The 23,487-nt window shown below is 40.4% G+C and carries 24 protein-coding genes and 1 pseudogene; all 25 read left to right on the plus strand.

Annotated features, from left to right (window positions below; genetic code table 11):
- The first annotated feature begins 46 nt into the window (after window positions 1-46).
- Entirely contained in the window at window positions 47-1,879 is a 1,833-nt protein-coding gene (locus IV67_RS02210) for an APC family permease (protein ID WP_057786694.1), read from the plus strand.
- Between the two features lie 78 nt (window positions 1,880-1,957).
- On the plus strand, window positions 1,958-2,083 hold the full coding sequence (locus tag IV67_RS09550; RefSeq protein ID WP_269082757.1) for a hypothetical protein: 126 nt from the start codon (window positions 1,958-1,960) through the stop codon (window positions 2,081-2,083).
- Window positions 2,070-2,930: a DUF2785 domain-containing protein gene (locus IV67_RS02215; protein ID WP_057786696.1), complete on the plus strand. Its 861-nt coding sequence runs from the start codon at window positions 2,070-2,072 to the stop codon at window positions 2,928-2,930. The genes IV67_RS09550 and IV67_RS02215 overlap by 14 nt, the downstream gene beginning before the upstream one ends.
- A 95-nt stretch (window positions 2,931-3,025) precedes the next feature.
- Entirely contained in the window at window positions 3,026-4,174 is a 1,149-nt protein-coding gene (locus IV67_RS02220; RefSeq protein ID WP_057786698.1) for a D-alanine--D-alanine ligase family protein, read from the plus strand.
- Window positions 4,175-4,295: 121 nt separating this feature from the next.
- A complete protein-coding gene (locus tag IV67_RS02225) occupies window positions 4,296-4,823 on the plus strand; it encodes a YqeG family HAD IIIA-type phosphatase (protein ID WP_057786700.1) in 528 nt (175 codons plus the stop codon).
- A complete protein-coding gene (gene yqeH, locus IV67_RS02230; RefSeq protein WP_057786703.1) occupies window positions 4,816-5,958 on the plus strand; it encodes a ribosome biogenesis GTPase YqeH in 1,143 nt (380 codons plus the stop codon). Before IV67_RS02225 ends, yqeH begins: the two co-directional genes overlap by 8 nt.
- A 2-nt stretch (window positions 5,959-5,960) precedes the next feature.
- Window positions 5,961-6,275 (plus strand): YhbY family RNA-binding protein, encoded by a 315-nt coding sequence (locus tag IV67_RS02235; RefSeq protein ID WP_057786704.1) that lies wholly within the window; start codon window positions 5,961-5,963, stop codon window positions 6,273-6,275.
- Between the two features lie 31 nt (window positions 6,276-6,306).
- On the plus strand, window positions 6,307-6,927 hold the full coding sequence (locus tag IV67_RS02240; RefSeq protein WP_057786751.1) for a nicotinate-nucleotide adenylyltransferase: 621 nt from the start codon (window positions 6,307-6,309) through the stop codon (window positions 6,925-6,927).
- Window positions 6,920-7,525: a bis(5'-nucleosyl)-tetraphosphatase (symmetrical) YqeK gene (yqeK, locus tag IV67_RS02245; protein ID WP_083486643.1), complete on the plus strand. Its 606-nt coding sequence runs from the start codon at window positions 6,920-6,922 to the stop codon at window positions 7,523-7,525. The genes IV67_RS02240 and yqeK overlap by 8 nt, the downstream gene beginning before the upstream one ends.
- Window positions 7,526-7,527: 2 nt before the next feature.
- Complete coding sequence (gene rsfS / locus IV67_RS02250) at window positions 7,528-7,893, plus strand: ribosome silencing factor (protein WP_057786706.1); 366 nt, start codon at window positions 7,528-7,530, stop codon at window positions 7,891-7,893.
- Window positions 7,893-8,642, plus strand: coding sequence for a class I SAM-dependent DNA methyltransferase (locus IV67_RS02255; protein WP_057786709.1), 750 nt, complete (start codon window positions 7,893-7,895; stop codon window positions 8,640-8,642). The genes rsfS and IV67_RS02255 overlap by 1 nt, the downstream gene beginning before the upstream one ends.
- Window positions 8,643-8,645: 3 nt before the next feature.
- A complete protein-coding gene (locus IV67_RS02260) occupies window positions 8,646-9,827 on the plus strand; it encodes a nucleotidyltransferase (protein ID WP_057786711.1) in 1,182 nt (393 codons plus the stop codon).
- 7 nt (window positions 9,828-9,834) lie between these two features.
- Entirely contained in the window at window positions 9,835-10,380 is a 546-nt protein-coding gene (locus IV67_RS02265) for a YceD family protein (RefSeq protein ID WP_057786713.1), read from the plus strand.
- 77 nt (window positions 10,381-10,457) lie between these two features.
- Window positions 10,458-13,085: a DNA mismatch repair protein MutS gene (gene mutS / locus IV67_RS02270; protein WP_057786714.1), complete on the plus strand. Its 2,628-nt coding sequence runs from the start codon at window positions 10,458-10,460 to the stop codon at window positions 13,083-13,085.
- A gap of 20 nt (window positions 13,086-13,105) precedes the next feature.
- A complete protein-coding gene (mutL, locus tag IV67_RS02275; RefSeq protein ID WP_057786716.1) occupies window positions 13,106-15,157 on the plus strand; it encodes a DNA mismatch repair endonuclease MutL in 2,052 nt (683 codons plus the stop codon).
- Window positions 15,158-15,175: 18 nt separating this feature from the next.
- Window positions 15,176-15,631, plus strand: a complete 456-nt coding sequence (locus tag IV67_RS02280; RefSeq protein ID WP_057786718.1) for a flavodoxin domain-containing protein — start codon at window positions 15,176-15,178, stop codon at window positions 15,629-15,631.
- A 332-nt stretch (window positions 15,632-15,963) separates the two neighbouring features.
- Entirely contained in the window at window positions 15,964-17,925 is a 1,962-nt protein-coding gene (gene thrS / locus IV67_RS02285; protein ID WP_057786721.1) for a threonine--tRNA ligase, read from the plus strand.
- A gap of 120 nt (window positions 17,926-18,045) precedes the next feature.
- Window positions 18,046-18,774 carry a glucosamine-6-phosphate deaminase gene (nagB, locus tag IV67_RS02290; protein WP_057786723.1) on the plus strand — a complete coding sequence of 243 codons (729 nt, stop codon included), beginning with the start codon at window positions 18,046-18,048 and terminating at the stop codon, window positions 18,772-18,774.
- A gap of 224 nt (window positions 18,775-18,998) precedes the next feature.
- Window positions 18,999-19,490, plus strand: coding sequence for a hypothetical protein (locus tag IV67_RS02295; RefSeq protein ID WP_057786725.1), 492 nt, complete (start codon window positions 18,999-19,001; stop codon window positions 19,488-19,490).
- 3 nt (window positions 19,491-19,493) lie between these two features.
- On the plus strand, window positions 19,494-20,018 hold the full coding sequence (locus tag IV67_RS02300) for an ECF-type riboflavin transporter substrate-binding protein (RefSeq protein ID WP_057786727.1): 525 nt from the start codon (window positions 19,494-19,496) through the stop codon (window positions 20,016-20,018).
- A 106-nt stretch (window positions 20,019-20,124) separates the two neighbouring features.
- Window positions 20,125-21,015, plus strand: a complete 891-nt coding sequence (locus IV67_RS02305; protein ID WP_057786729.1) for a bifunctional 5,10-methylenetetrahydrofolate dehydrogenase/5,10-methenyltetrahydrofolate cyclohydrolase — start codon at window positions 20,125-20,127, stop codon at window positions 21,013-21,015.
- The gene (gene xseA / locus IV67_RS02310; RefSeq protein ID WP_057786731.1) at window positions 21,000-22,268 is read left to right on the plus strand and encodes an exodeoxyribonuclease VII large subunit; all 1,269 of its coding nucleotides are present in this window, start codon (window positions 21,000-21,002) and stop codon (window positions 22,266-22,268) included. The genes IV67_RS02305 and xseA overlap by 16 nt, the downstream gene beginning before the upstream one ends.
- Entirely contained in the window at window positions 22,261-22,482 is a 222-nt protein-coding gene (locus IV67_RS02315; protein ID WP_057786733.1) for an exodeoxyribonuclease VII small subunit, read from the plus strand. Before xseA ends, IV67_RS02315 begins: the two co-directional genes overlap by 8 nt.
- A 5-nt stretch (window positions 22,483-22,487) precedes the next feature.
- Window positions 22,488-23,363 carry a polyprenyl synthetase family protein gene (locus tag IV67_RS02320; protein WP_057786735.1) on the plus strand — a complete coding sequence of 292 codons (876 nt, stop codon included), beginning with the start codon at window positions 22,488-22,490 and terminating at the stop codon, window positions 23,361-23,363.
- Window positions 23,354-23,487: pseudogene (locus tag IV67_RS09460) on the plus strand (TlyA family rRNA (cytidine-2'-O)-methyltransferase); the annotation flags it as partial. The gene IV67_RS02320 and the pseudogene IV67_RS09460, both read left to right, overlap by 10 nt.

The raw sequence follows: 23,487 nt of genomic DNA on the forward strand, positions 1-23,487 counted from the left end.
AGCCCGTGTTAAGAAAATATGAAATAGTCTAAGGTGGGGTAGGAAAATGTGGCGTTTTTTAAAGCGGTTACTCATTGGTAAGCCGCTTAAAACATTAGACGAAGGGTCACAACAGTTGACGCGAACAAAAGCGTTAGCATTGTTATCTTCGGATGCGCTCTCATCAGTTGCTTATGGAACTGAACAAATTACAGCAGTCTTGTTAGCGGTTGGAACCGCGGCATTATGGTGGCAGTTGCCAATTGCCGGCTTAGTGTTGATTTTGTTGGCGGCGATTGTTTTATCATATCGCCAAATTATACGGGCTTACCCTGGTGGTGGTGGTGCCTATATGGTGACCTCGAAAAACTGGGGCCAAAAAGCTGGCTTAGTGGCTGGCGGATCGTTACTGGTTGATTATATGTTGACCGTGGCCGTTTCGGTTGTGTCAGGGACAGAAGCGATTACATCAGCAATTCCAGCCGTACGTCCCTATTCCGTGGGGATTGCCATTTTAATGATCTTGTTGTTAATGGCAATTAATTTACGCGGGTTACGTGAATCTGCCACATTTTTAGTGGTGCCAGTATATTTCTTTATCGCAATGATGCTTTTGTTGATTGGGTTTGGTTTTTATAATATTATTACCGGGCAGGTTGAATATCAGGCTACGGCAGCAGTTGGCACGACATTTGTTGGTGCAACACCTTTGTTATTCATGCGGGCGTTTTCAAGTGGGTCATCTTCATTAACTGGAGTTGAAGCCATTTCAAATGCGGTGCCTAATTTTAAAGAACCAAAGGCTAAAAATGCAGCAGCAACTTTGGGGATTATGGCGGTAATTTTGGGGCTATTCTTCGGTGGTATTACCTTTATGTCTTATTGGTTTGGGTTAGTACCGAATGCGCATGTCACCTTGTTATCACAAATTGGTGAAAAAGCCTTCGGGCGCGGACCGCTATTTTACATTTTCCAAATTTCAACGGCCTTAATTTTGGCTGTTGCGGCGAATACCGGTTTCTCGGCCTTTCCGCAATTAGCTTATAATTTAGCTAAAGATAAATTCATGCCACACATTTACTTAGATAAAGGTGATCGCTTGAGTTATTCGAATGGGATTGTCTCATTAGCGATTGGGGCGATTGTCCTCGTTATTATCTTTAATGGGTCGATTGAACGTTTGATTCCACTGTATGCGATTGGCGTATTTGTCCCATTTACGCTTTCACAATCAGGGATGATTATTCATTGGTTGCGTGAGCGTGAAGGATATTGGCCTGGTAAAATTATGATTAATTTTGTCGGTGCAGTCATTTCTGCCTTCTTAGTCGTGTCATTGATGCTTTTGCATTTTGGATCAGTTTGGCCATACTTCATTATCATGCCATTGTTGATTAGTGTGTTCTTGAGAATTCACCGGCACTATCATTTAGTTGCTAAGCAATTAAGAATTATTTCAGAACAACCGGTTAAACGTCATGCGTATACTGGCTCAACGGTGATTGTGATGGTTTCTAATTTAACCAAGGTGACAGCAGAGGCTGTTGATTATGCAAAATCAATTGGGGACTTAGTGATTGCAATGCACGTATCCTTTGACTCGCACCCTGAGAAAGAACATAAATTAAGTGAAGAATTTAAACGTGAATTCCCAGATGTGCGTTATGTGGATATCCATTCTTCATATCGTTCAATTACTGAACCAGCAGTTCGTTTTGTGGATGAAATCAGCAAGGGTGCTGAACAACGAAATCACTCTTTGACCATTTTGATTCCACGATTTGTGCCTAAACATTCTTGGCAAAATGCGTTGCATAATCAGAATAGTGTCCGTTTGCATAATGCATTAGCAAATCGCAATGTGATTGTGTCAATGTATTACTATCATTTAAAAGAATAGTTACTTTTAAAGCTCGTTACTCAACGGGCTTTTTTATTTGGTATACTGGTCACTGACGTTATGTTGGAAGGGGATTCTATGACTAGAGAAACCATACACTTTGCACAACAACAGCTTGGTGATTTGCGACAAGCAATGTTGGATGGTGCTTTATATAAATCATTAGGGATACGGATTGGTAAATTGATTGATGAATCCAGCTAAAACTGCGGTAACCACAGTGGCACAGTTATCTCACAGTGAAGAAACAGCGATTATTGAACTGAGCTCAGAGATTCAACATAGTCTCTTAGAAGATGAATTAGAAAGTATTTCAGATGATGAATTAGCGATTTTAGTGAATGGCTTGGGGCAAGTTCGCCCCGAAATTCGCGAAGAAGCTTGCTTGAAGGTCTTGGTTCAATTAATTCAAAATCAAATATTGACGACAGATCAAATTGGTATTCTACAAAAGCATATCTTGCGACCAGAGGTTTTGTTTTTTCATATTACAGAAAACGCGAATAATGGTGTGTTTTTGCGTTCTTTTAATGTGTGCCTATTGGCCATTTTGAAATTATGGGAACAACCGGTTGCGATGGATAAAGCTGATTATGAAGACATGATTATGTTATTAGCAACCTATTTATTATTTGAGACAGATACACGTGGTTTTGATGATGAACAGGGATGGTTCAGAACGTATTTTCATATTGGACATATTTTAGATGCGTTAACATTCGATAACCAAGTGGTTCGAATGGATAAAATATTCTTAATGACAGTGATGTTAGAACGCTACAAGCGATTGGATACGCCTTTGACAATGGGTGAGGAACAACGGTTGGCTGGTTATTTGACTAACCTTGTTAAGGTTAATTCGTTATATGCTGATTACTTTTTATTACAGCTCAAACAAATGCGCCAACAGTTTGTGCAAAATCAAGAGCCGACGACGCTTGCTGGCTGGAATCGTTTCTACAACAAAAAACGTTTATGGCAAGCCCTACAACTACAAAGTCAATTGCCGGAAAATATTAGTAATTACTTAAGAGATATGAATTTTTTCTAGTTTTGCCACATACTTTGTGAAAAGTCGTGGTATACTTAAGTTTCAAAACTCGTTCGTGTGAAAAAATTTTATTCAATGATAGGAGAATAAGTGTTATGTCAGATAAACTACATATCGCCATGTTGTTCGGTGGAAATTCTTCCGAACATGATGTCTCAAAACGTTCAGCATTAAACATCTTTGAAGCAATGGACAAGGACAAGTATGATGTCTCTGTCTTCTTGATCTCAAAAGATGGGATTATGATGACGCCTGAAGATTCAATGCGTGTTCTACAAGGGGAACCTGAAGGACCAATTGTTGAAGCAGCTAAGGCTAAGATGGATTTGAGTAATCCACTAGCACCGATTATGGCGTTGACAGAATTGAAGGATATTGATTTATTCTACCCAGTTGTTCATGGTAACTTGGGTGAGGATGGAACATTGCAAGCCTTATTCCGTTTGCTAAAGAAGCCACATATTGGAGCAGGTGTTACTGCTTCAGCGCTTGCTTTTGATAAGGACTTAACAAAGCGTATTTTGAATCAAGCAGGCGTACGTAACACAAAGTACTTCTTGTTGACTGACCAAAACTACCAAGACTATACTTATGCCGATATGGTTAAGGAAGTTGGCACATCAGTTATGTTCGTTAAGGCGGCTAAGCAAGGTTCATCAGTTGGAATTCATCGTGTCACAAACGAAGAAGAATTCAAAGCTGGTGTGGCTGATGCGCTTCAATATGACTATAAGGTGCTTGTGGAAGCGTCAATTGACCAACCATGGGAAATTGAAATTTCAATCTTAGGTAATGAAGAGCCACGGGCCTCAAAGCTTGGTGCGGTTGTGGTACCAAAGGAAGATGTTTGGTACGACTACAATAATAAGTTCGTTGATGCTTCAGGGGTGGTCTTTGACTTGCCAGTTGAAGTTGAAGATGACTTAGCAAATGAAATTACACAAATGGCTTTGGATGCTTATAAAGCCCTTGGCTTGGTTGGCTTGACACGTATGGACTTCTTAGTTGATAAGAATAATGTGCCTTACTTGGGTGAACCAAATACTTTGCCAGGATTTACAAATATTTCACTCTATCCACAAATGTGGGAAGTTTCAGGTCTTAGTTATTCAGACTTGATTGATGAAATTATCAATTATGGTTTGGCAGAATTTGAACGTAACAACAAATTGTCATACGATTTCATTGAATTGGGTGATGAAAAAGTTGGTACAAAGAATTATAATGCAGACCGTGCAGAATAATTAATGTGTCTAAAAACCGATGGTGCAAACCATCGGTTTTTTAACGTTTTGGAATGCTTTCGTGTCTGATGAAATTAGCGTATAATGAGTACTAAGACTATAGACAATAAAGGGATAAAAAATGACAGATTCATTTAAACCAACGTGGATGTTAGATGCGATTTACCATTTAACACCAGAACAAATTCATGCAAAAGGAATCAAAGCAATTTTAACTGATTTAGATAATACTTTAGTCGCTTGGAACAACCCAGATGGGACTGAAGAATTACATGATTGGTTAGATGAGATGCAAGCTGATGGAATTACCGTTATGATTGTTTCAAATAATTCAGCAGAGCGCGTTGCACGTGTCGCTGATCCATTGAACTTACCATTTGTATCACGTGCCTTTAAGCCAAATACAAAGGGGTTGAAGGAAGCCATGGAACGTTTGAACTTAACAGTTGATGAAGTGGTAATGGTTGGCGATCAATATTTGACGGATATTTGTGGTGCGAACCGCGCTAAAATGCGTAGTATCTTAGTTAAACCTTTGCTTGAAACAGACCAGTGGAATACAAAAATCAACCGCTTTTTGGAAAAAGGGGTGAAAAAGCGTGTTGCTAAGCAACACCCAGACATGACTTGGAGGACATCAATTGATTAGTGAAGAAGAAATTGCTGCATATTTGGCAGATGATTTACGTTGTATTGGCTGTGGGGCACAAATTCAAACAACTGAACCTGACGAAATTGGCTATACACCAATGTCAGCCTTGAAAAAAGGGTTTGAAAACGAAGAAATTTTATGTAAAAGATGCTTCCGTTTGCGTCATTATAATGAAATCCAACCAGTTAATTTAACGGACGATGATTTCCGTCGTCTCTTGGACCAAATTTCAGGGACTGATTCATTGGTTGTTTACGTGATGGATGTGTTTGACTTTTCAGGGTCATTAATTCCAGGATTACATCGTTTTGTTGGTGATAATCCCATTCTGTTGGTTGGAAATAAAATTGATGTTTTGCCACGTTCATTACGTCGATCAAAAATCAAAGATTGGATGCGGCAACAAGCGAATATTGCCGGATTACGTCCAGATGAAATTGCACTGACATCAGGTAAAAATGGGGATGATGTTCCAGCCTTGCTTGATTTAATCGAACGCTATCGTAAAGGCCGTGATGTTTATGTCGTCGGCGTTACGAATGTTGGTAAGTCAACTTTGATTAACCAAATCATTAAAGAAGTAACTGGTGAACGTCAAGATGTCATTACGACATCACGTTTCCCAGGGACCACATTGGATCGCATTGAAATTCCTTTGGATGAGCAATCAGCAATTATTGATACACCAGGAATTATTCATCAAGACCAAATGGCCCATTACTTGACGGCTAAAGATTTGAAATACGTTTCACCACAAAAAGAGTTAAAGCCACGCACATATCAATTAAATGCTGGGCAGACGATTTTTGCCGGTGCATTAGCTCGTTTTGATTATATGCAAGGTGATAAAGGTGGCTTCACAGCTTATTTTGAAAATAACTTGATGTTGCATCGTACAAAATTAGAAAAAGCGGATGCATTCTATCAACAACATGCAGGTGAACTTTTGGCACCACCAGAAGCTGATCATTTAGATGATTTACCACCTTTGCAAAGACACGAATTTAAAACAACACAAAAAACAGATATCGTCATTGATGGATTAGGTTGGTTAACAGTTCCAGCCAATGCAATTGTTGCGGCATGGGCCCCTAAAGGTGTATCTGTTTTGACACGAAAGGCGATGATTTAATAATGATTGAACTTAGAGGTAAGCAAAAACGGTATTTACGTGCATCAGCACATGATATGCGTCCACTATTTAGTATTGGTAAGCAAGGACTAACGCAAAATTGGTTGGATCAATTAAGCGATGCGATTGATAAGCGTGAATTGTTTAAGGTAAATATTTTGCCTAATTCAGATGTTACGGTTGATGAATTAAAGCAATTTATTGAAGAAAACTCAGACATTCAAGTCGTGCAATCAATTGGACACACATTAGTTCTTTTTGGTGAATCAAACGATAAAGATCGTCGTCGTTATTCAGCAGAAGTTCGTAATATTTAGGCGCTAGTATTCAGAGGATTGATACATGCAAATGACAACGCAGCTGGAGACAGAAACTGAACAGGTTCCGGATGAAACCATTCAACGGATTGGAATTTTAGGTGGGACATTTAATCCACCTCATTTTGGACACTTAATGATTGGGGAACAGGTTGCAGATCAATTAGGACTAGACAAAGTCATGTTTATGCCAAATGCGATTCCACCACATGTTGATCATAAAGAAGCCATTGACCCAGTTGATCGTGTTCAAATGGTTCAAGCAGCTATTCAAGGTAACAGTCAATTTGATATTGAACTGAGTGAAATCACCCGAGGTGGTAAAAGCTATTCATATGATACCTTGGTTGAATTGAAGGCAATGCATCCCAACACGCAATATTATTTCATTATTGGTGGGGATGAAGTGGCTTATTTACCAAAATGGTATCGAATTGATGATTTACTAAAGCTAGTTCAATTTGTTGGCGTTAATCGTGGGGGCAGCCCGGTTGAGAGTGACTACCCAGTTGAATGGGTGCGCATTCCAAATATGGAAATCAGCTCAACTGATGTGCGTGACCGCGTCGAGCGTCATCGTAGCGTCCGATACATGATTCCGGACTTAGTAGCGGCATACATTTTTGAAAAGGGGCTATATTTAAATGATTAAAGATGTAGAAGCACCAATTTATACAGAAGGTATTTTTTCGGGTAGTCGTGAAGCGTTAATTGAAGCCGTGAAAACACAAGTTTCAAATAAACGTTTTGAGCATATTTTACGCGTTGAACAAATGGCGTTGAACCTTGCCGAAAAATGGGATGTTGATTTAGAGACAGCGTCAATTGCTGCGTTGGTCCACGACTATGCTAAAGAGCGTTCAGATGCCGATTTCTTAGCCGTCATAGCTGAAAAAAAGTTGGACCCCGACTTAAAGCAATGGGGGAACTATTTGTGGCACGGAGTCGTGGGTGCTGAATTAGTCCATGATGAGCTTGGAATTCATAACCAAGACATCTTAGATGCTATGCGACAACATACAACCGGTGCGGCCTATATGACGCAGTTAAGCCAAGTGGTTTATATGGCAGATTATATTGAAATGGGTCGAGACTTCCCAGGCGTTGCTGAAGTACGCCAACTTGCTTTTGAAGATTTAGGGGCAAGTGTTGGTTGGCAAACAACCCATACCTTGCAATATCTTTTGGCAAAGCAGGGCCGAATTTATCCGGGAACAATTACAACATACAATGGATGGAGTACAAAATAGATATGGCAGAATCACAAATGTTAGAAGTAGCGGTAAAAGCCGCAGATAGTAAGCGTGCAGAAGATATCGTGGCGCTTGATTTAGAAGGTATTAGCTTTATCGCTGATGAATATTTAATCATGCAAGCACCGACAGAACGTCAAGTTTTGGCGATTGCTGATGAAATTGCTGACCAGATGGAAAAAGCTGAATTTGAATTAACACGTCAAGAAGGCCGTCGTGAGGGGCAATGGGTGCTCTTGGATTACGGTGATTTGATTGTGCATATCTTCAAAAATGATGTCCGTCATTTCTATAACTTAGAAAAGTTATGGGGCGATGCACCTGAAATTGATATTGCTGATTGGATTGATGAGGAGTCATTCTAATGAATTACGGGACATTTGCAGCGCTTTATGACGAACTTTTTGATGAATCAGCTTATCAAGACTGGTTTGACTATGCCAAAGCTGCGATTAAACAACCAGATGGTCGTTTATTAGAATTAGCTGGTGGTGCCGGACGTTTAGCCGTCATGTTAAAGCAAGCTGGTTTCCCAGAAGTATTCAATTTTGACTTGTCACCGGAAATGCTGAAGCTGGCCATGACCCATGCCGAAGATGCACAAATTGATTTACCTTTAATTGAAGGTGATATGCGTGAATGGTCTGACTTAGATTTAACATTTCAAACAATCACATGTTTTGCGGATTCATTGAATTATCTTAAAAATGAGCATGAATTAGCCCAAACATTCCAACAAGTTTATGACCATCTAGAAAAAGATGGCCAATTCTTATTTGATGTCATCACCCCAATTCAGACTGACGATGTTTACCCTGGTTATATGTATAATTGGCACGATGAGGAAACGGCATTTATGTGGTCATCATTTGGGATTGAAGGTGAAACACATACAGTTGAACACGAATTAACTTTCTTTGTGTATGAGGAAGAAATTGATGGTTATCGTCAACTTCAAGAAATTCATACGGAAAAGACATATGATTTAAAGGTTTATGTTGATCTGTTAGAAAAAGTTGGATTCACAAATATTGAAGTGACAGCTGATTTTGGTCGTTCAAAGGATACAGAGCATGCAACGCGATGGTTCTTTAATGCCACGAAAGGTTCATAATTTATGCAAGCAGTCGGATTAATCACAGAATATAACCCATTTCATAATGGTCATAAATATCATGTACAACAGGCAAAGGCGGTTTCTGGAGCGGATGTGGTGGTAGCGGTCATGAGTGGTAACTATGTTCAACGTGGTGAACCGGCTGTTTTTGATAAATGGGACCGGACGCAATTAGCATTGGCCGGTGGTGTTAATTTGCTGGCCGAATTACCGTTTGCTTTTGCGGTGCAACCAGCTCATATTTTTGCAATGGGGGCGGTCAGACTCTTGGCGGATATGGGTGTGTCATCCATTGTATTTGGTGCAGAGCACGCAACGTTAGATTTTCTGGCAATTGCTAAGCAAGCTCAAGCAGCGCTGAATGATACTCAAAATTTTACCGGTGACTATTCCCAAACGTATGCCACACAATTTAATGATGTTGTGGAAACCATTGTTGGATTTAGAATTGATCATCCGAATGATTTACTAGGCTTAGCCTATGCACAAGCTGTGTTAGCGTTGAACTTAGAATCAAAAGTGCGTCTGTTACCAATTCAACGGCAACAAGCACAGTATCATGATCAAACCTTGAATACGGCTAATGACATTGCAAGTGCAACTGCTTTGCGTCGGCAAGCGACAACAACTGATCATGCAGTTTTAAAACGCTTTATGTCTGATGAAGGGGCCCTGTTATTAACACAAGGTCCGGCAGTAAAATCATTTGATACGGTATGGCTAGCTGCCTTGCTTTATAAAGTTAAAACGACACCTGTGGACGAACTAGAAAAAATTTATCAGTTAAATGATGGCCTTGCTTATCGATTGCATGCTTTGATTGAGCGCCACGATTACACCACCATGACAGAACTATTAACTGATTTTAAATCAAAACGGTATACACAATCTCGACTCCAACGCTCTTTGTTATATACAATTTTAAATGTCACGCATGTTGAAATGCAGACAGCTTTACAGCAACCGTATATACGCTTTTTAGGGATGGATCAATTAGGCCGTAAATATGTAAAACAACAACGCGATCAATTCACTTTGCCCGTGATTAATCGCGTGAGTCAAGATGAAATAAATGGTATCCTGAAGTTAGATTATCGCGCCGGTGCGTTATATCATTATTTTGAAAAAACACCGGGAGCAGTACAGGATACTGGAAGAATTCCAGTCTACTATGAGAGGTAAATTTAAAATGAAATGGCATTTTGCAGAATTACAAAATTATAAGACCGAGCCGTTACAAGTTGACGAAACACTAGACGTGAAGGCAGCAATGTTAGAAAAGTTTTCTGATATTGTTTTAGATATTGAACCTGTACATGTGACTGGTTTTATTCAAGCCGATCGTGATGACGTGATGGTACACTTCCATATTGAAACAACGGTAACAACGCCTTCAAGTCGTTCACTTGAACCAGTTGCTTTACCATTGGAAACAGATATGGATGAAATTTATATTCAAGAAGAGAGTCATGCTGACCGTTATGAAGACGATGAGACGATTATCTTGATTGATTATGATTTGGTTGATTTTTCAGAAGCAATTATGGAAACCATTGTGGTGTCAATTCCAATGCAAGTTTTGACGGATGCAGAAAAAAACTCAGATGATATGCCCGCTGGTAAAGATTGGGAAGTTATCTCAGAAGACGCCTATGAGGCACGCAAAGCTGAAGATCCAGATGCAAAGAATACACCTTTAGCTGGTCTTGCAGATATGTTGAAGGATGATGAATAGGGAACGTGACGCTTATTGGTATTAACAACCGGTGGGCGTTTTTTCCTTTTTAACTGGATTAGAGAAAGTGGGGAATTATGGCTAAGAAACAAACCACAACACCAATGATGGTTCAATACAATGAAATAAAAGCGCAGTATCCAGATGCGTTTTTGTTCTACCGTTTAGGTGATTTTTATGAATTGTTCAACGACGATGCAATTAAAGGGTCACAGTTACTTGAATTGACCTTGACGCAACGTAATAAAAATTCCGAAAATCCAATTCCAATGGCCGGTGTACCACATCACGCAGCACAAAATTATATCGACATTTTAGTTGATAAAGGGTACAAAGTCGCGGTTGTTGAACAAATGGAAAATCCGGCGGATGCTGAAGGTATGGTTAAGCGTGAAGTCGTGCAACTCGTAACGCCCGGAACGCGCATGAAAGATACGGCCGAAGCCTCTAAAGAAAACAATTATTTGGTGGGCATCAGCACCTTATCGATGCAAACCGGCTTTGGATTAGCATACGCTGATTTATCAACGGGTGAATTAAAAGTGACCCGAGTTGAAGCCGTTAATGCGGTCTTGAATGAGTTGAGTCGTTTAGAGACGAAAGAAATTGTGACTGATGCGACTTTACCAGATGATTTAACCGCATCATTAACGAATCTCGGGATTATGCAATCTAAGCAAACTGAATTATTGAATAACGCTGAAATTTCATATTTGACGCAAGAATTAACGGATAAATTAGAAGAGCAAACAACAAGCATTTTGTTGAGTTATTTGTTTACAACGCAGAAACGTTCCCTTGATCATTTAAAAATTGCGCAACCTTATGAAGTGGCCCAATTTTTAAAGATGGATCGTAATTCTCGTGCTAATTTGGAGATTACAACGAACCTTCGGACACAGAAGCGCTCAGGAACTTTATTGTGGTTATTGGATAATACAAAGACTGCTATGGGTGGCCGTTTGCTTAAACAATGGCTTGAACAACCTTTGTTAGATCAAAGCAGTTTAGAGCAACGTTATGATAAAGTTGGCGTTTTTGTGGATGAATATTTTACGCGTACATCGTTACAAGAACAGTTGGAAAGTGTCTATGACTTGGAACGTTTGGCAGGACGAATTGCCTATGGGACGGCAAATGGCCGTGATCTTTTGCAATTACGTAATTCTTTGCGGGCTTTGCCAGCAATCATTGCAGCATTAGAGCAATTAGATACGCATATTTTTGGTGATTTCATTAAGCAAATTGATCCAGTTCCAGACTTAGAACAATTAATTACGGATGCCATCGATGATGATGCGCCCATTTCAGTTACTGAAGGTGGCGTCATTAAAAATGGTTTTAATGCACAATTAGATCAGTATCGCAGTGTCACAACCAATGGAAAACAATGGTTGGCTGATTTAGAAGCAAGTGAGCGTGAAGCAACGGGCATTAATTCACTTAAAATTGGGTATAACAAAGTCTTTGGTTATTACATTGAAGTGACTAAAGCTAATATTGATAAGCTTGATCCAGAGCGTTATACGCGTAAGCAGACTTTGGTTAATGCGGAACGTTTTATTACACCTGAATTAAAGGAGCGCGAACAGGAAATTTTGGAAGCGCAGACAGAATCAAGTGATTTAGAATATCGCTTGTTCGTTGAAGTACGCGATACGATTAAATCAAATATTGCACGTTTGCAACGTTTAGCTGCAGCCGTGTCTACTTTAGATGTGCTATTGGCTTTAGCAACAGTTGCAGAAGATTACCACTTTGTACGTCCAGAATTAACAACTGACCAAGTGATTGACATTAAAGATGGACGGCATCCAGTTGTCGAGAAAGTCCTGGGGCATCAAAGTTATGTTGCTAATGATGTGACGATGAGTCAAGATGATTTAATTTTGCTCATTACCGGACCAAATATGTCTGGAAAATCAACGTATATGCGTCAATTAGCGCTAACCGTGGTGATGGCGCAAATTGGTTCATTTGTACCGGCAACATCAGCAAAGCTGCCAATTTTTGACCAAATCTTTACGCGAATTGGTGCGGCAGATGATTTGATTTCGGGTAATTCAACCTTCATGGTCGAAATGGCTGAAGCTAATACGGCTTTGCAAAATGCAACGAAACACTCATTAATTTTGTTTGATGAGTTGGGACGTGGAACAGCAACCTATGATGGCATGGCTTTGGCGCAAGCAATTATTGAATACGTTCATGCGCACACGCAAGCAAAGACACTGTTCTCAACGCATTATCATGAACTTACGGCACTGGCAGAGACACTGCCACATTTGCGAAATATTCATGTGGGTGCCAACGAAGAAAATGGTGAATTAATCTTTTCACACAAAATTCTAGAAGGGCCCGCGGATCAAAGTTATGGAATTAATGTGGCAAAACTTGCCGGATTACCAGATGACTTGATTGACCGAGCAACACAGATTTTGACTGGTTTGGAACAACAAGAAGTCACTGTCGCAAATGAAAGTGAACCCAAGTTAGCAGAACCGGCGACTGCATATGTACCAGAAAATGTGCCGGACGCCGAGCTTGCAGATGATGCGGAGCAACAATTGGACTTATTCCAAATTGAGGCGGATACAGTTTCACAAGCAGTGTTGGAAGAGGTTGATAACTTGAACTTAGCTAGTTTGACACCATTAGATGCCATGCTAAAAATTAATGAATGGCAAAAGCAGTTACATGCATAATTAAGATGGGAGGTGGCTAAATGACCCAGATTCAAACATTGTCAGAGAATTTATCAAATCAAATTGCGGCTGGTGAAGTGATTGAGCGACCAGCCTCAGTTGTGAAAGAACTGGTTGAAAATGCCATCGATGCCCAAGCCCAACATATTGATGTGTTGGTGGAAGAAGCTGGTATTAAATCAATTCGTGTGATTGACGATGGCGTTGGTATTCCAAGTGCCGAAGTTTTGAAGGCTTTTGAACGACATGCCACATCTAAAATTACATCACGGCATGATTTGTTTCGTATTCAATCATTAGGTTTTCGTGGTGAAGCCTTGCCTTCAATCGCTTCTGTTAGTGATGTTGTTTTACAAACTGCGCAGAGTGGTGCACACGAAGGACGGCATGTGCATATCAAAGGTGGTGAGGTCTTAGAGGAACGCGGTGCGACAGCCCGGGTGGGGACAGACATTACCGTAGAAGATTTGTTTTACAATACACCTGCACGTTTAAAATATTTGAAGTCACAGGCAACCGAACTGTCTAAAATTGTCGATGTGATGAACCGTTTAGCATTAAGCCATCCAAATGTTGGTTTTCGTCTCGTTCATCATCAAAAAGAAATTTTGAAAACGGCCGGGAATGGCCAATTGCAACAAGTTGTTGCGGCAGTTTATGGTGTGCAGCAAGCCCGAAAAATGTTAACTTTTAATGCGGAAGATAGTGATTTTAAGTTGAATGGCTTAACGTCATTGCCCGAATTAACGCGAGCAAATCGTTCATATATTTCAATTATGATTAATGGGCGGTACATTAAAAATTATCAACTATCAAACGCAGTCGTAAAAGGTTATGGTTCAAAGTTGATGGTGGGGCGCTTTCCGATTAGTGTGCTGGAAATTGAAATGGATCCGCTCTTAATTGATGTCAATGTGCATCCCCAAAAACATGAGGTGCGTCTGTCGAAAGAAGCAGAGTTAGTTGACCTTATTGAAAAGACGATTTATGATCGGATTTCGAAAGAAAATTTGATTCCAAATGCATATCAGAATTATCTTGGTCAAGAACAACCAGTCCCAGAGACACCAGCTCGTGATTTTGTGGCAGAGCTAAATGATACTTCTGCCCCATATCGCAATACCGTGGTTGAACATGTGAGCGAGCCGGACACGGACACAGTGCCAAGCGCACCAGCTTTGGAAACAGAATCAGAACATTCTGCATCAGTTGAAGCGTCTATAGAAGAACCAGTGCCAGCGTTGCACATGGGTAGTGGGGATACAGCCCCGATTATAGTTGAGCACGAAGCGGATTTAGATCAGGCTGATGTGCAAGCTTTCGCGCAGCGATATCAGGAACCAGTGGCTGCATTTGATGAGGCTTCAGCCCCAACCGCCCCAGTTTATGCTGGGCAGCAGGCTGAGTTAAACTTAGATGCACCTGTAACAGAGGCCGTTGAGGCTAATCGTTTCCCTGATTTGAGTTATATTGGACAGATGAATGGGACATTTTTGTTTGCTCAAGGCGCCGAAGGACTCTATATGATTGATCAGCACGCTGCTCAAGAGCGCATCAAGTACGAATATTATCGCGACGAAATTGCAAAAGTTGGCTTGGAAAGCCAGCGTTTATTAGTACCAATTGTGCTGGAATATGCGACGACTGACGCTTTGAAAATAACCGCTAAATTAGATGAACTTGCTGATTTAGGGCTACACTTAGAAGCGTTTGGGGATAATACCTTTATCATGCATGATCATCCGGCTTGGTTCCCGGTGGGCCAAGAAGAAGCGACTGTTCGCGAAATGATTGATTGGTTGCTGCGCGATGATAAATTAACTTTGGCGCAATTTAGAGAAAAAACAGCGATTATGATGTCATGTAAGCGGTCGATTAAAGCACATTGGAAGTTGAATGATTTTGAGGCCCAAGGACTGATTGATCAATTACGCGAAACTAAAAATCCATTTAACTGTCCACACGGTCGTCCAGTTGTGGTGACATTTACGATGAATGATATGGAGAAAATGTTTAAGCGTATTCAAGATTCACATGAAGCGTGGGTCGAATATGACGAGCACCCATTTTAAAGGAAGGTGAGGCGAAAGATGATTAAAGTCAGAGTTATGTTTGCGACAATCACAGGTAATAATGAAGCCGTGGCCAATTTAATTATCGATGACCTAAATGCTGCACCAACAGATATTGATCTCAAGAAAGAGCAAATTGAATTGGTTGATGCGAAAACGATTGCCAAAGATAATGTCGATTTGCTGATTTTGGTGCCATATACGTTTGATTTAGGGTCGATTCCAGATGAAGCATTAGATTTTTATGAAGATTTAGCAGACACAGATTTAACAGGAATCGTCTTTGGTGTTGCGGGTTCTGGGGATGATTTTTATGGTGACGATTATTGTACTGCAGTCGATACTTTTGAAACACGTCTATTAGAAACAGGTGCAAGCAAGGGGGCGGATAGCGTTAAAATAAATCTCTATCCGGATGCCGCAGACGCGGAGCATTTGCAAACCTTTACCCAAAACTTATTGACAAAATTTTAAAATAAAAGTGAATTGGGTCTTTTCTTTTAGAAATATGTGCGTATAATTAGAACCAGATAAATCGTTGACGAAGATATGTCGTGAAAGAAGTAACTTGCCAAGAGAGTCCTAGCTGCTGAAAATGGACCAAGTTGCCTTGACGGTACTCCTTCCGAGTTAACTGGCAAACCAGTTACGTGTTTCTCGCGTTAAGAGACAGAGAGTATTAGGGTTTTCCCTAATAGAACTCGGGTGGTACCACGTGAAGACGTCCCGTTATGATGCAATATGCATGATAACAGGACGTCTTTTTTCGTATCACGTCAACAAATAACTAAAAAGGAGATTGTACAATGGCAGAAGTTAAGTTAAGTTTTCCGGACGGTGCAGTAAAGACCTACGAAGCTGGAACAACACCTTTGGAAATTGCCGAAGGAATTGCGAAGTCATTAGCTAAAAAGTCAGTTACGGCTAAATTAAACGGTGAGTATGTGGGAATGAATGATCAGGTTTTGGAAGATGGGGACTTTGAATTAGTTACCAAAGACCAACCTGAAGCCCTAAAGATTTTGCGTCACTCAGTTTCACATTTGATGGCGCAAGCTTTGAAGCGTTTGTACCCAGACATGCACTTTGGTGTTGGACCTGCAATCGACAATGGTTTCTACTACGATACCGACAAAGCTGATGGACAAATTGCAGTTGAACAATTCCCTGAAATTGAAAAAGTCATGCATGAAATTGTTAAAGAGAATTTGCCAATCGTTTCACGCGAAATTACACGTGATGAAGCTTTGGATATGTTCAAGGATGATCCTTATAAGATTGAATTGATTAACGATTTGCCTAGTGATGAAAAGATTTCAATCGCCGTGCAAGGTGAACATATTGAATTGGATAAGGGTGGTCTAGTGCCATCTACTGGTTGGATTAAGTTCTTTAAGTTGACTTCAGTTGCTGGTGCTTACTGGCGTGGAAAGTCTTCAAACCCAATGTTGCAACGTATTTATGGAACAGCATTCTGGAACAATGACGACCTTGAAGCTGAATTGAAGCGTCGTGAAGAAGCCAAGGAACGTGACCACCGTCGTATCGGTGCCGCACAAGAACTCTTCTTTACATCACAAGAAGTTGGTTCAGGTTTGCCAGTATGGTTGCCAAATGGAGCAGCTATCCGCCGTACACTTGAACGTTATATCGTTGATCGCGAAGTTCAAGACGGTTACAAGCACGTGTACACACCAGTTATCTCAAACTTGAACTTGTATAAGCAATCAGGTCACTGGGATCACTACCGTGAAGACATGTTCCCACCTATGGATATGGGTGATGGCGAATTCCTAGAATTGCGTCCAATGAACTGTCCCTCACATATTCAAGTGTATAACCACAAGCCACGTTCATATCGTGATTTGCCATTCCGTGTGGCTGAGCTTGGTATGATGCACCGTTACGAAAAGTCAGGTGCTTTGACTGGACTTTCACGTGTGCGTGAAATGACATTAAACGATGGCCACACATTCGTTATGCCTGATCAAATTGAGGACGAATTCAAGAAGATTTTGAACTTGATGATTGATGTGTATGATGACTTTGATATTCATGATTACCGTTTCCGTCTATCATATCGTGACCCTGAAAATACAGAAAAGTATTTTGATGATGATGATATGTGGGAAAAGGCTCAAAAGATGTTGAAGGGTGCCATGGATGACCTTGAACTTGATTACTTTGAAGCCGAAGGTGAAGCAGCCTTCTACGGTCCAAAGCTTGACGTACAAATCAAGACAGCTTTGGGTGGAGAAGAGACTTTGTCTACAATTCAACTCGACTTCTTGTTGCCAGAACAATTCGACTTGCATTATGTCGGTGCAGATGGTGAACAACACCGTCCTGTTATGATTCATCGTGGAATTATTTCAACGATGGAACGTTTCACAGCCCACTTGATCGAAATGTACAAGGGTGCTTTCCCAACATGGTTGGCTCCACAACAAGTTCGTATCTTGCCAGTTAATCGTGAAGCCCATGGTGCTTATGCTGAAGAAATCAAGCAACGCTTGGTTAAGGAAGGTATCCGTGCGGATTACGATGACCGTAATGAAAAGATGGGTTACCTAATCCGTGATGCCCAAACTTCTAAGGTGCCATACACATTGGTTGTTGGTGATGAAGAAGTGAACGGTCACTCTGTGACAATTCGTCGCTTTGGTTCAAATGACACGGTTTCAAAGGACTTAGATGTCTTTGAACAAGATTTGTTAGCTGATATTGCAAATCATTCTCGTGGTTATTTTGAAGAAGACGAAAAATAGAATAAATATTCTTTGAAGAAAAGCGCTATTTAATAAATAGCGCTTTTTTTACTTGCGTGGTATAGACCACTCATGTTATCATTGGTCTATACCATAACAGAGGATAAAGGGGCGACAGTCATGAAGATTATTAAAGTACAAGATCAAACAATGGGTGGAAAAGCAGGATTTGCACAATTTGATGCAGCATTAAAGCAAGGCGCATCAACATTTGGGTTGGCAACAGGTTCAACGCCAATCACAATTTATGAAGAAATTGTTGCGTCTGATTTAGATTTTAGTGAAAAAACATCAATTAACTTGGATGAATATGTTGGTTTGTCAGGGGATGATGTGCAAAGTTATGCTTACTTTATGCATGAGCATTTGTTTAATGCTAAGCCATTTGCACAAAGCTATGTGCCAAATGGCTTGGCAGAAGATGCTGACGCTGAAGTGAAGCGTTATGAAGAAATTATTGATGCTAATCCAATTGATTTGCAATTGCTTGGTTTGGGTCAAAACGGACACATCGGGTTCAATGAACCTGGTACATCATTTAACGAAACGACGCACAAGGTTACTTTGACGCAATCTACAATTGATGCAAATGCACGTTTCTTCGAAGATGAAAACGATGTTCCACGCTACGCATATTCAATGGGAATTGCTAGTATCATGAAGTCAAAGAATATTTTGCTAGTTGCATATGGTGAGGCAAAAGCTGCTGCTGTAGCCGCAATGATTGAAGGTCCAGTGACTGAAGATATGCCAGCATCAGTTTTGCAAAACCATGCCAACGTCACAGTGATTGTTGACGAAGCTGCTGCAAGCAAGTTATCAGACCAGGTTGAATTTTCAGAAATTTAATTTGATTAGACAGTGTCTCTTGATTGACTTGTGAAAAATATGTTAAGGTATTGCAGTAGTATTTTACTGCAATTCTCTTTCTCTCTTGCTACGTGAAACGTAGCTTTTATATTGAATAATATAAAAAATTAAGTGATGTCTAAGTTATTAGGCGTCACTTTTTTTATTCAATTCAAGTATGATAGACTTGATTAATAAATATACAAAGAAGAGTGGTTAAAAATATGGAATTAGAGGGTAATGCATTAATTGAATCCTTAAAGCAAGAGGAAGTCATCACGAAATCCTATACGGCGGCTGATCAAAGTACCGTAAATTTAGATGACTTGTTTAATTTTGTCACGGAAACTTTGCAGAAAAATCAATTAGTGAGTGCTGAAATTGTGATTAGTGGGGATGAACCGATTCGGCTCCGCTTGGAATCCAATCTAATTAACTTACCGCTACGGTATGTTAATGGCATTAGCAAAATCGTCGTGAATGAACCTGCAAAACCAGTAAATCTTTATATGATTGTAGAAAGTCCATATGTGTCACATTCAAAGTTGAGAATTGACTATGCCGCAACAGTTACAGCATATTTAGAAGATTTTGAATCTGTTGCCACTAAAATTGCGCAGTATTTTGATGAAAAATTAGCGTTAATCAATGAAACAAAAGTAGCAGCAGAAGCAGAGTCAGATAATGATGCAGAAGAGACAGATGGAGAAGCATAGGACATGAAAGCTTTTGTTAAAATGGGTTTTTGGATAGTGATTTGGTCATTGATTGGTTTTTGTGCTTACCAATATGTCAGTGTCGGAATTTCCGTTCCAAATTCATTGTTATCGTTGGAACCAGCTGTTTTAGCTGTGGCTTCTTTTTTCTTAGGACCAATTGGAACGATGGGGACTGGATTTTTAAGTCACTTTTTATATGATAGTTTAAATTATTCAATTGTTTGGTGGACATGGATTCTAGCAGAAGGAATTGCCGGTCTTATGTTAGGACTTGTTTCTAGGCGGTTGGAGCTATTGCGTCGACCATTTGACTTGAAGCGGTGTTTGCAATTTAATATGTGGCAGACCTTAGTTAATTTCTTGGCATGGGGCGTCATTGCACCGCTGGGTGATTATTTAATTTATAAATCAAATTGGACATTTGTGTTTGAACAAGGCTTAACGATTGCGGCCGTTAATACGATTGTAATCGCCATTGTTGGAAGCCTATTTTTATTTTTGTACAATTATTTCTATAATTCATAATGAGCTTGGGTAACCCCCAGGCTTTTTTATATTCAGTTACTTATGTCGTTAACTTAGTGAAATGTGCTAAAATTATGCAATAGAATGAATAAAAGGGGTGAAGGACATGGCAGAACTTATTGATGGTAAACAGATTGCAAAAACATTGCGTGCAAAGGTTAAAGAACAAGCAACATACTTAAGCGAACAAGGTGTTACACCTGGTTTAGCAGTCATCTTAGTTGGTGATGATCCAGCCAGCCAAATTTATGTGCGTAATAAAGAACGTGCGGCAGAAAAAGCTGGTGTCCAGGCTCAAACAATTCGTTATGATGCAACGATTACAGAAGCGGAATTGCTTCAAAAGGTAGCGACGTTGAATGCAGATCCAGCGATTGATGCTATTTTGGTGCAAAGCCCGTTACCTGAGCATATTAACGAACAACATTTACAAGAAGCAATCACACCCGAAAAAGATGTCGATGGTTTTCACCCTGAAAATGTTGGGAAATTATTTGCAAATCGACACGAATATTTCCCGATTGCCAATACACCTCGTGGTGTTATGACAATGTTGCAACATGAGCAAGTAGATTTATATGGTAAGACAGCCGTGGTGATTGGTCGATCAATTTTGGTTGGTAAGCCCATGTTTTCATTATTGGAAGCTGCGGATGCAAGTGTCAGCTTGTTACACCGTCATACGCCAGATGATGTCCGACATACCATGTTGCAACAAGCAGATGTCATTGTTGTCGCTGCTGGGGTCCCTAAACTCATTACGGCCAATGATGTTAAACCCGGCGCTGTTGTGATTGATGTCGGGATTAACCGAATGGAAGATGGTCACTTAGAAGGTGATGTTGATTTTGAAGCCGTTGAACCAATAGCAAGTAAGATTACACCTGTACCCGGTGGGGTTGGTCCAATGACGATTGCAACCTTATTAGAAACAACAGTTGAATTAGCGGCCCGTCATCATGATGTTGAATTGGAGGCAGGATGGCAGAATATTTAACAGTTTCATCGCTAACCAATTATTTGAAACGTAAATTTACAGCTGACCCGTATCTAAAGAAGGTCTATGTTACTGGTGAAATTTCAAATTTTCGACCTCGACGTGGACATCAATATTTTTCATTAAAAGATGAAAATGCAGTGATTAATGCAACCATGTTTAAAAACGTCTTTGACAAGTTAGCCTTTCAACTTGAGCCGGGGATGAAAGTAAACGCAATTGGTCATATTGATTTGTATGGACCGAATGGGTCATATAGTTTAATTATTGAAAAAATTGAACCCGACGGTGTTGGGGCATTGTATCAAGCTTTTGAACAATTGAAGAAAAAATTGAATGAAGAAGGTTTATTTGGGCAATTGCAACGTCCGATTCCCCGCTTTCCAAAGAAAATTGCAGTGATAACATCCCCAAGTGGTGCGGTTATTCGAGATATTTTGACGACCGTTCAACGGCGCTATCCAATTGCCGAAGTTGATTTATATCCAGCGGTTGTTCAAGGAGATGGGGCAGTCCCTTCATTGACCAAACAATTACAAGCAGTTGCAAAACAAACAGACATTGATGTGCTCATTATTGGACGTGGTGGTGGTTCCATTGAAGACCTATGGGCGTTTAATGATGAACAATTAGCGCGTGAGATGTTGAAAATGCCAATGCCAATCATTAGCTCAGTTGGGCATGAGACCGATACGACGATTGCTGATTATATCGCCGATCAACGTGCGGCTACGCCAACTGCTGCTGCTGAAATTGCCACGCCATTTAAACTTACTGACGTTTGGCAAGGAATTCAGCAAATGGAGCAACGTTTATTTGCCCAGATGCAAAGACAAACAAAGCAGGCTAATGAACGCTATCAGCATGTTGCCAATAGTTATGTGCTAACCCAACCACAACGGTTGTATGAAGGATATATGCAGCGTGTTGATTTGGCGCAAAAGTCATTGAGTCAATCAATGACCTATTTACTCAGTAATAAAAATTATGAAACAAAAAACATTGTTGAGCGTTTAGTGCCAGCCATGCAACAGCGCTTGCAGCGTAGTGAGCAGGCGACCAGTAAAGCCGTTGCTAGTCTACAATTAGTTAGTCCGCTTGCCATTTTGGCGCGTGGTTATAGTTTGGTTGAAAAAGATGATCAAATTATTCGCAGTACGAGTGACTTACAGTTAGATGATGTCGTGGATATTCGTTTAGCTGATGGCCAGGTGACGGCACAAATTAAATCAATAGGAGAAAAAGATGACTGATAAGCCAAGTTTCGAAGAAAATTTAGCAGAGTTAGAACAAATTGTATCTCAACTTGAAAAAGGAGACGTACCGCTTGAAGCAGCCTTAAAGCAATTTGAAACGGGTGTTAAACTAAGTCAAGAATTGCAAAAGACACTGACTTCTGCTGAACAAAGTTTGGCTAAGATTGTTGATGACAGCGGCAATGTTGAGGACTTCACGCCAGAAGGGTAGGATAGATGGACACATTAGCAGCATTTCAAGCGCAATGGTATTCAAAAGTTCAAAGCGAATTGGAAACGCAAATTAAGTTAGACGTACAACAGCCACTTTTGCAAGCTGCGATGTCATATGCAGTTTTAGCCGGTGGAAAACGCTTGCGACCACTATTGACTTTAGCGGTTGTGCAAACATTTGGCTTGAATCCTGCCGATTATTTGAAGGCAAGTAGTGCAATTGAATTGATTCATAGCTATAGCTTAATTCATGATGATTTACCGGCAATGGATGATGATGTTTTACGTCGTGGTCAACCAACAACGCATGTCAAATTTGGTGAAGATGTCGCGATTTTGGCGGGGGATGCTTTACAACCTTTAGCCTTTCAGTGGTTAGTAACAGATGAACATCTCAAGGATGCGCAAAAGGTGCAAATGGCTCAGATGTTGGGTCATGCGGCTGGACCGAATGGGATGGTTGGCGGTCAAATTTTGGATATGCAATATACCGGCAATCAAACAGTCTCTCTAGCCGATGCAACCCAAGTGCATGCGTTAAAAACAGGGGCAATTATCCGTTATGCCGTAAAGGCTGGTGGTGTTATTGCTGATGCTGACGCCCAAACATTGGCGGCATTGGATCGCTTTGGGGCGGCTTATGGCTTAGCTTTTCAAATTAAAGATGACTTAGATGATTTGGAACAAGATGGTTCTGAAGATAAACAAGCATATCCCACAATCTTAACAGTTCCTGGTGCCGTAAAGGCGTTACAAGAACAGGTTGATGCAGCACAAACTGCATTGGATGAAATACAACAGCATTGTCAAGTTGACACAAGTTTGCTAGCCTCATTTTTAGGTTACTATGCAACAACATTGGAGAAGAAATGGCAGTAGAAAAAGAACGAGTGGACGTGTTAGCCGTTCAACAAGGATTATTTACATCACGCGAGCAAGCCAAACGGGCGATTATGGCTGGGGAAATTTTAGGTGAAAATGAGGAGCGAATGGATAAAGCGGG

This window comes from Weissella minor, assembly GCF_001437425.1.
Classification (GTDB): domain Bacteria; phylum Bacillota; class Bacilli; order Lactobacillales; family Lactobacillaceae; genus Weissella; species Weissella minor.

What these genes read in the sequence shown, in the direction of transcription:
- IV67_RS02210 (WP_057786694.1), top strand. Translation starts at nt 47, where the DNA reads ATGTGGCGTTTTTTAAAGCGGTTACTCATTGGTAAGCCGCTTAAAACA.
- IV67_RS09550 (WP_269082757.1), top strand. Translation starts at nt 1,958, where the DNA reads ATGACTAGAGAAACCATACACTTTGCACAACAACAGCTTGGTGATTTG.
- IV67_RS02215 (WP_057786696.1), top strand. Translation starts at nt 2,070, where the DNA reads ATGAATCCAGCTAAAACTGCGGTAACCACAGTGGCACAGTTATCTCAC.
- IV67_RS02220 (WP_057786698.1), top strand. Translation starts at nt 3,026, where the DNA reads ATGTCAGATAAACTACATATCGCCATGTTGTTCGGTGGAAATTCTTCC.
- IV67_RS02225 (WP_057786700.1), top strand. Translation starts at nt 4,296, where the DNA reads ATGACAGATTCATTTAAACCAACGTGGATGTTAGATGCGATTTACCAT.
- IV67_RS02235 (WP_057786704.1), top strand. Translation starts at nt 5,961, where the DNA reads ATGATTGAACTTAGAGGTAAGCAAAAACGGTATTTACGTGCATCAGCA.
- IV67_RS02240 (WP_057786751.1), top strand. Translation starts at nt 6,307, where the DNA reads ATGACAACGCAGCTGGAGACAGAAACTGAACAGGTTCCGGATGAAACC.
- yqeK (WP_083486643.1), top strand. Translation starts at nt 6,920, where the DNA reads ATGATTAAAGATGTAGAAGCACCAATTTATACAGAAGGTATTTTTTCG.
- rsfS (WP_057786706.1), top strand. Translation starts at nt 7,528, where the DNA reads ATGGCAGAATCACAAATGTTAGAAGTAGCGGTAAAAGCCGCAGATAGT.
- IV67_RS02255 (WP_057786709.1), top strand. Translation starts at nt 7,893, where the DNA reads ATGAATTACGGGACATTTGCAGCGCTTTATGACGAACTTTTTGATGAA.
- IV67_RS02260 (WP_057786711.1), top strand. Translation starts at nt 8,646, where the DNA reads ATGCAAGCAGTCGGATTAATCACAGAATATAACCCATTTCATAATGGT.
- IV67_RS02265 (WP_057786713.1), top strand. Translation starts at nt 9,835, where the DNA reads ATGAAATGGCATTTTGCAGAATTACAAAATTATAAGACCGAGCCGTTA.
- mutS (WP_057786714.1), top strand. Translation starts at nt 10,458, where the DNA reads ATGGCTAAGAAACAAACCACAACACCAATGATGGTTCAATACAATGAA.
- mutL (WP_057786716.1), top strand. Translation starts at nt 13,106, where the DNA reads ATGACCCAGATTCAAACATTGTCAGAGAATTTATCAAATCAAATTGCG.
- IV67_RS02280 (WP_057786718.1), top strand. Translation starts at nt 15,176, where the DNA reads ATGATTAAAGTCAGAGTTATGTTTGCGACAATCACAGGTAATAATGAA.
- thrS (WP_057786721.1), top strand. Translation starts at nt 15,964, where the DNA reads ATGGCAGAAGTTAAGTTAAGTTTTCCGGACGGTGCAGTAAAGACCTAC.
- nagB (WP_057786723.1), top strand. Translation starts at nt 18,046, where the DNA reads ATGAAGATTATTAAAGTACAAGATCAAACAATGGGTGGAAAAGCAGGA.
- IV67_RS02295 (WP_057786725.1), top strand. Translation starts at nt 18,999, where the DNA reads ATGGAATTAGAGGGTAATGCATTAATTGAATCCTTAAAGCAAGAGGAA.
- IV67_RS02300 (WP_057786727.1), top strand. Translation starts at nt 19,494, where the DNA reads ATGAAAGCTTTTGTTAAAATGGGTTTTTGGATAGTGATTTGGTCATTG.
- IV67_RS02305 (WP_057786729.1), top strand. Translation starts at nt 20,125, where the DNA reads ATGGCAGAACTTATTGATGGTAAACAGATTGCAAAAACATTGCGTGCA.
- xseA (WP_057786731.1), top strand. Translation starts at nt 21,000, where the DNA reads ATGGCAGAATATTTAACAGTTTCATCGCTAACCAATTATTTGAAACGT.
- IV67_RS02315 (WP_057786733.1), top strand. Translation starts at nt 22,261, where the DNA reads ATGACTGATAAGCCAAGTTTCGAAGAAAATTTAGCAGAGTTAGAACAA.
- IV67_RS02320 (WP_057786735.1), top strand. Translation starts at nt 22,488, where the DNA reads ATGGACACATTAGCAGCATTTCAAGCGCAATGGTATTCAAAAGTTCAA.